The 6,906-nt window shown below is 41.2% G+C and carries 9 protein-coding genes; all 9 read left to right on the top strand.

Going from position 1 to position 6,906, the window contains the following annotated elements; genetic code table 11:
- Positions 1–199 (top strand): REP-associated tyrosine transposase (locus tag ACWA6V_RS14695; RefSeq protein WP_449523196.1); only part of this gene is annotated, 199 nt, incomplete at its 5' end.
- Between the two features lie 189 nt (positions 200–388).
- Positions 389–616 (top strand): hypothetical protein, encoded by a 228-nt coding sequence (locus ACWA6V_RS14690; RefSeq protein ID WP_449523195.1) that lies wholly within the window; start codon positions 389–391, stop codon positions 614–616.
- A gap of 112 nt (positions 617–728) precedes the next feature.
- Complete coding sequence (locus ACWA6V_RS14685; RefSeq protein ID WP_449523194.1) at positions 729–1,190, top strand: hypothetical protein; 462 nt, start codon at positions 729–731, stop codon at positions 1,188–1,190.
- Positions 1,191–1,432: 242 nt separating this feature from the next.
- Positions 1,433–1,852: a type VII toxin-antitoxin system MntA family adenylyltransferase antitoxin gene (gene mntA, locus ACWA6V_RS14680; RefSeq protein WP_449523193.1), complete on the top strand. Its 420-nt coding sequence runs from the start codon at positions 1,433–1,435 to the stop codon at positions 1,850–1,852.
- 126 nt (positions 1,853–1,978) lie between these two features.
- Entirely contained in the window at positions 1,979–2,176 is a 198-nt protein-coding gene (locus tag ACWA6V_RS14675; RefSeq protein ID WP_449523192.1) for a hypothetical protein, read from the top strand.
- Between the two features lie 253 nt (positions 2,177–2,429).
- A complete protein-coding gene (locus ACWA6V_RS14670) occupies positions 2,430–2,903 on the top strand; it encodes a hypothetical protein (protein WP_449523191.1) in 474 nt (157 codons plus the stop codon).
- 71 nt (positions 2,904–2,974) lie between these two features.
- Positions 2,975–3,616, top strand: coding sequence for a thiopurine S-methyltransferase (tmpT, locus tag ACWA6V_RS14665; protein WP_449523190.1), 642 nt, complete (start codon positions 2,975–2,977; stop codon positions 3,614–3,616).
- A 34-nt stretch (positions 3,617–3,650) separates the two neighbouring features.
- Positions 3,651–4,817 (top strand): hypothetical protein, encoded by a 1,167-nt coding sequence (locus ACWA6V_RS14660; protein ID WP_449523189.1) that lies wholly within the window; start codon positions 3,651–3,653, stop codon positions 4,815–4,817.
- Between the two features lie 232 nt (positions 4,818–5,049).
- Positions 5,050–6,786, top strand: a complete 1,737-nt coding sequence (locus ACWA6V_RS14655; protein ID WP_449523188.1) for a hypothetical protein — start codon at positions 5,050–5,052, stop codon at positions 6,784–6,786.
- Positions 6,787–6,906: the final 120 nt, after the last annotated feature.

Here is a 6,906-nt window from a genome sequence, read left to right as displayed (position 1 = left end):
CAAAGACGAATTAATAAAAAATAGCCGAATCAAAAGAGGCGAACGCGTAATCTGGCAACGACGCTTTTGGGAAGACACCATCCGCGACGAACGGGATTTTTACAACCACATTGAATACATACACCACAACCCCGTAAAACACGGTTACGTAAGCAACGCGCAAGACTGGCCATATTCAAGCATTCACAAGTTCGCGTAGGTTGGTGCGGGCCGCGCAGGCTGAGGAACGAACCGCAACATGACCATGCATCCGTAACCACCGCAACCTTAAACCATGCACCATTGACTTGTTTTGCGCTTGAATTAAATCTTGTGCGGTTGGTGATGACGATGTTGCCGTTCGTTCCTAAGGCTACAAATCCCGCCGAAACCTACGAAAAGGTGAATCATGAATAACGAATTCATTTCACAACTGAGCAATGGAATTCTTTCAGCGATAATCGCCCTGCTCTTTTTGGCTATTCTATCGATGCTTTTTGGTTATCGTTTTATTGCAAAGGAACTGATAAAGATTGGAATGAAGAAAGGTGACGCAAAAGCGATGGGACATGCCGTTACGGTAATGACATTTGTGACACTCGGCGCGGTTTATTTGAAATTTTTTGTGCTTAATTGATACTCTAAACCTACCAATGACACATGCGCTTTGATTTTAGTGGTTACTGGCGCATTAACATATATGTCCGTCCCCACGCCTGAATACACCATACCAATTTGCCGAGAATATTATGGCTATAAAAAAAACGTTAATTTGCATTGACGGCATTGGGCCACGGCCTGGAAATCAGATTCTTTACGTAGAAGATCAAGGAAAGGTAGTTAATAACGAAAGAATAAAACACATAATTGTCGAACGTGAGATACGTTCCGAGGACGAGGCTCAAAATAAAACGTTGGAACTTGTTCGTATTGAACTTAACCAGAAACAGGCAGCAATATTTTGGGCTGGATTATGGCGAGTCGACTATGAAAAATGTATCCACATAGATGCGACCAATGACCCGAACGTTGGAATATATATAGCTAAAAAGAGCAGCGGACGTTTGGACCCAAGATGGTTAGTGTTTACAAACGGACGCTTGGGAGACGAGGGAACACAAGCACTCGCACGCATCACGCTCACTGCCCAAAGGGGGCGCAGAATGAAAGATTTCCTACTGGAAGATTGGTCAATTTCGCCCAAATCATAATGTGCACCTACTGCAACTACCGAAAATTTCGTAGCCCGTGGTTGGGCTTATGTAGCACGCAGGCAACAATGCCCGACACGTTATTTCGATAATCAACGAAACTGGCACAATGCAATTTCAATGGCGGGTTTACTTTTTTAACTTTTGGTTTAATAGGAAACATTGACATGTTGGGCATGGCTGCCCAACCTACCCGTTTAATCAGATTTGGTTTAAGGTGATGGAATTATTTTGGAGCCTGTATGACCAACCATTCATTAACACCAGAAGCCGAAACACTGGTTTGCGCCGAACTTCAAAAAGCCTTCCCCAATGCACTCGGCATTTACGCCTTCGGCAGCCGCGTGCAAGGCACGGCCAATGCACAAAGCGATTTGGATTTGGCGGTATTGGTCGCGGGTTATGCCGACCCATTGCAGCTATTTGAAATGGCCAACCAATTGGCCGATAAACTCGGTTACGAGGTAGACTTGCTCGACCTGCGCGCCGCATCCACTGTGATGCAATATCAGGTCATCACCACTGGCCGCCGCTTGTGGGCAAAAGATATGCAAGCCGATTTGTTCGATGTATTTGTATTGAATGAAAAAATGGCTTTAGATGAGCTTCGGGCAGAACAACTTAATGAAATCCGCGAGACCGGAAGAATTTATGGTAAATGACATCCTAATTGAGTTTTTTATTTGTTCATTTGCATTCATCTTCAAACACAGCTGCTATGAAAAAAAACAATCCACCAAAAAAGTTAGGCTAAAAAAATAATGGACGATCAATCTGTCGAACACGCAATGAACGCAATACAGAATTTTCTCGCCTCCCGCCCGGACAGTGCAGATACACTCGAAGGCATTCACAACTGGTGGATAGACTGGAGTGGGATGCCTGAATCCATCATCATTACCGAGCAGGCTCTGCACCAACTCAAAGAGCAAGGAGTAATCAGGTCAGTTGTGATAGGGAATCGGGAAATTTGGCGACGTGTTTAACTGTCGCCTTTAAGTATGTAGGTTGTGGCGGGCCGAGCAGGTTGATATTGCAAACCGCGACATTCGTAATCGCAAGTGGCGCATTGTTTTGTGAATGAGGAAAACCAATCACCGTAACACATATTTTGGTTTTAGTGGTTGCAGACACATGATCATAATGCAGTTAACATCTTAGGCTTGGCGCGCCGCGGTAACCTACCAAAAACATACCGTGAATTCATACTAACAATTTATCTATCGCAAGATTACCAAAATGGATCTAACGAACTTACTATTTACCGCCCTCTTTTGCATAATTATGGGGCATATTATTTATAAAATTTTTAAACTCAAAAAGACCATACACACTCTACTTAGAGAGGGTGTGCCTGCCGAAACCTACTTTAGTGACAAGTCATTCGCGTGGAATAGAACTGCGGGTAAGGTTAATGCGGTCCTTATTGAGTACATCCCCCCATTTACATCCCCTCAGTCAAGAGGGCGTTATTATCTAAAGGTAGATGTGACTTTTGAGCTAAACGGAGCAACCTACAGCTGCCCAAACTCACCGTTCACACTTTTTCCTACGGAACAAAAATCGCAAGCAGAGTGTCTGCAAAAAATGCTTTTAAAAGATGCATTGGTAGACGTTTACACCGACCCTGAGCAACTCAAAGATCCTTTTTTCTTGTACAAAGGTGCTCGTAGCTGGAAGGAAATTCCTCAAGTTGATTTGGAGTTTGTATGAGCGATTATTCACTAATCTCTAAATCCAAAACACAAATCTGCACCTATAAATCTAAGTAACAAGAGCACTTTATGCAACCCGACTTCTGGCATAAAAAATGGCAAGAAAGCGACATTGGTTTTCACAACAGTGACGCACACACGTTATTAGTTAAACATTTCCCCGCACTGGGTTTAGCAGCTGGCAGCCGAGTATTTTTGCCTTTATGTGGAAAAACTTTGGATATTCATTGGCTACTCGCGCAAGGCTTGCAGGTGGTTGGTGCAGAGTTAAGCCCTATTGCCATCGAACAACTTTTTGACGAGCTGGGAGTAACACCCGAGATTACGCAGCTAGAAAACCTGCAACATTATCGCGCGCCCAATATCGACATTTTTGTAGGTGATATTTTTAATGTCACTGCAAGCTTACTTGGCCAGGTCGATGCCATTTATGATCGCGCAGCACTGGTTGCCCTGCCCTTTGATATGCGCACGCATTACACATCGCACTTAAAAACAATCACTCATAACGCCAAACAGCTTATGATTTGTTTTGTATACGACCAAAGCCAACTCGCAGGCCCACCTTTCTCTATCAGTGATGATGAAGTAAAAGCTCACTACGATTCCGACCACAGACTCAAGCTATTAGATAGCGTCGAAGTCGCAGGAAAATTAAAGGGCCAGTGCCCTGCTTTCGAAAATGTTTGGCTGCTGGATAACAGTCTGTAAGCTAACTCAAGCCTTCTCTGTATGAGGACGATTCATGCTCAAGAAAACCTTAACCAGTTTGGTATTCATCACCTGCGCTGCAAGTAACGCGCAATCGCTGCATGAAAATATCATTGTTAATGGCAGCTTTGCACAAGGCGGTCAGGGCTGGCGACTGGAGCCGGAAATCGAAATAGTAGTTCCGCCTTCACCAGACCCGGATGTTTTTGCCAATGCCCCTGCCTCCTTGTTAATGCGCGCACAAGAAGCACCGAAGGATGGTTATATTCATTCACGCAACGCGCGCCAATGTATTCCTATTGGCGATGCACGCAAGCTGCAATTCAGCGGCAATTTTCTTTACCCGGATGAGTTGCCCGCAAGCAACTATGGCCACAGAGCCAATCTGATTTGGCATTACCAATCCGACTGTTCAGGCAGTGCGCAATTCGGTACTTATCTTGAACCTGAAATTAAAAATGGCTGGCAAGCGCTGCTGATTGACGACTTGAGCCCCGCATTGAATGCACAGGCAGTTGAAGTTGAAATTACGCAAGACCAACAATTATCGCGTAAAGATTTTGGCGTTTTGGAATCCGCCTATTATTGGTTGCTTGGAAAACTGGGTGTAGTGAGCGACGATACACTTGCCAGAGGATATTGGGATAATCTCAATTTACAAATTACCCAATTGGAAGAACCGGAACAACCTAGCAACCAATTTGATGTTGCACCGAGCGTGCCAACCAATAGGAATTTATTGCGCAATGGCAGTTTCGATACCGGGCTTGAACACTGGAAGCATTATGACAGTGAGTGGAGCGCAGACGAAGGCTACAACGCAGAGGGCGCTATACGTATCACGTTAACATCCGACAGCGGCTCTATGGGCACGGGTGTATTTGAGCAGTGCGTTAACATCGGCTACAAACGTCAATTTAAAATGGGTGTGAGTTTTAAAGCGGATGAACATTCAAATCAAACCGGCGGTGGACGAATGAGAGTGAGCTGGTATGAAGAGGAAAACTGCCAGGGTCGCCATAGCACCGATGGCCGTCACGTTGACCCACAAAAAATCGCTGGTTGGCAGCCACTGTCTGTCCCGCTGTTAGAAGCAGCACCTAATTCGCGTAGCGTCTCAGTCGATGCAATCCAAACGATTGATGGCAAGGGTGAGTTCAGTGCCTATTGGGATGATATGTATTTTATGGCGATTGAATAAACGCACTTTACAAAAAACATTTTTTATTTTCGCGGATATATTTATCTCGCTAACAAATAGGACACCTTAAACGTCACACTGGCTTTACTTGCGGTAGGCTGTCTGTTTTTTATGGACTTCTGGAATAGCAGAGCATTTTGGACTTCTGTTGCCGCCATTGTTTCACTTTATGCACTAGCCATTTTTTTATTCCTGCGCCACGCAGAAAAACCAATAAAAAACGGATATATCAATGCATTATTATCACTCCGATCAAAACATCATTGACATAATGAAAGATCCGCAACTAATTCACTTGCTACTTAAAAACCGCAGAAAGATTAGCCTATTATCAAAAATATTATATAAAGTACCGCCACTTCGAAAATACATCAACAAATGTGATTTAGAAAATATTTTTATAAATAATCTTTTAGACCTAAGCAAAAACGCCGAAAAAGAAATTAAGAACCTAAAGCCTAATAATGATAAAAACACACTATTACCAATAAAGAATTTGAGCAACTTTTTTCAGATTAACATCATTAATGACCCCATCCTTGAAAGCATTGATGAAAACATGGCACATAGCCATGTAGTTATGCACTACCAAACAAAAGCTGAATATCATAGCAATAGAATTATTGAATCACTTCTTTTGGAAAAGAATCACTACTCTAATATTACCACTTGCAAAAACCTGTGGACTTTATTTTTTCTAAGTGAATACTATTTTTTATTGAAAACAGGACAAATGGAAATTTCCGCATCGAAGCATGGATTGCACCTTAAAAGAACACAAAAAATGCTGGAGGCCACACCCAGATATTGGATTTCCGAAACGATTGAATTTAACTCAAAGCTTTCTGACAATTTTGGATTGTCAATTCTCTATGAGGATGTTCTGCAACGTAACAGAATTTCACCCGCCACATGGAATGCTCATATTAATCTAATATTAGATAAAGTATTTTCAATACACGTCGAATATCTTAATTCAAATTTTAAAAACAATAGGCTTTATAAATTATTAAGGGAAACCATAGGATTTTCTATTATTGTAGAAATAAAATGCAACAATCATCAAAGCCCAGTGAGTCGAGACTGGGTAAAAAAACTACATCTTATTTCAGAAGAAAATTTAACCACTATAGATAATTTCCTGGAAATATCGAAAGGATCATCTTACGGTAATTCAGAGAACTTCATCACATCTGATGCTCACTACTACTACAGAAAAGACCTAAACTTTAAGTACGGCATAAAAAGATTTGCAGGAAAGATATTAGACATATCGAAAAATGATAGCAATAGCCTATTTTCAGACTATGGTAAAATTTTTGAGAACTCCTACATATATGAATACATCAAGAAACTGGGAAATTACGACTATGAGATACTGAATGGATTTCAATTAAAAATAGATAAGAACGGAAAAAAATTACACTGTGACATTGACCTTGTCTTAAAAGATAAAAGCAAAACGTTATTCTATTTTATTCAGGTAAAATATCTCTCTTCGTTTAACCCAACCTATTTGTCAGAGCAGTGCAGTATTTTTAATCATGAAAGAATGATTAAAGCACGAAATCAAATCACCCCACTAAAAGATAATATGAGGATGACACATGTGAGGAATTTTCTTGATAAAAATGGGCTATCAGAGGCAAGGGCAGAAAACACCTATTTTTTAATAGTTCATAACTTACCATTTCTTAACCTTTATAAAGAAAATGACATTTATTATTACGAATGGAATCTATTAAGGAATATTCTGAAAGAAGGTAAAGTCGTTGAAACCTCAAAAAATCATATTAGCGAAAAGCATGTTGGGAAAAAACTTTCTCTGAATTCACCTACCGAAATAGCAAATGAATACATTAGGAGTAGCGTGATTACTAATTTGAACAGGGACAGCTACAATTTGTTCGTTCATTCTGAATGTCAGCTAGACGTATTAGGAAACAACGTCACCTGTAGCCTTATTTAGTTGAAGCCATTCATCGGAATCCATTTCATTGGAACATAGCTTGTCCGACATTCGACAACAGAAACGCTAAAATGTATCAAAAGTTATTGGCAGCCGTTTTACTGCTTTCACTTGCAGCCC

The organism is Cellvibrio sp., from assembly GCF_053579595.1.
The sequence above is the reverse complement of the archived record's forward strand: the minus strand, read 5'-3'. Positions and strand labels throughout refer to the sequence as shown.

Bases quoted from the DNA above. Each gene is read 5' to 3' on its own strand.
- ACWA6V_RS14690 (WP_449523195.1), top strand. From the start codon at position 389: ATGAATAACGAATTCATTTCACAACTGAGCAATGGAATTCTTTCAGCG.
- ACWA6V_RS14685 (WP_449523194.1), top strand. From the start codon at position 729: ATGGCTATAAAAAAAACGTTAATTTGCATTGACGGCATTGGGCCACGG.
- mntA (WP_449523193.1), top strand. From the start codon at position 1,433: ATGACCAACCATTCATTAACACCAGAAGCCGAAACACTGGTTTGCGCC.
- ACWA6V_RS14675 (WP_449523192.1), top strand. From the start codon at position 1,979: ATGAACGCAATACAGAATTTTCTCGCCTCCCGCCCGGACAGTGCAGAT.
- ACWA6V_RS14670 (WP_449523191.1), top strand. From the start codon at position 2,430: ATGGATCTAACGAACTTACTATTTACCGCCCTCTTTTGCATAATTATG.
- tmpT (WP_449523190.1), top strand. From the start codon at position 2,975: ATGCAACCCGACTTCTGGCATAAAAAATGGCAAGAAAGCGACATTGGT.
- ACWA6V_RS14660 (WP_449523189.1), top strand. From the start codon at position 3,651: ATGCTCAAGAAAACCTTAACCAGTTTGGTATTCATCACCTGCGCTGCA.
- ACWA6V_RS14655 (WP_449523188.1), top strand. From the start codon at position 5,050: ATGCATTATTATCACTCCGATCAAAACATCATTGACATAATGAAAGAT.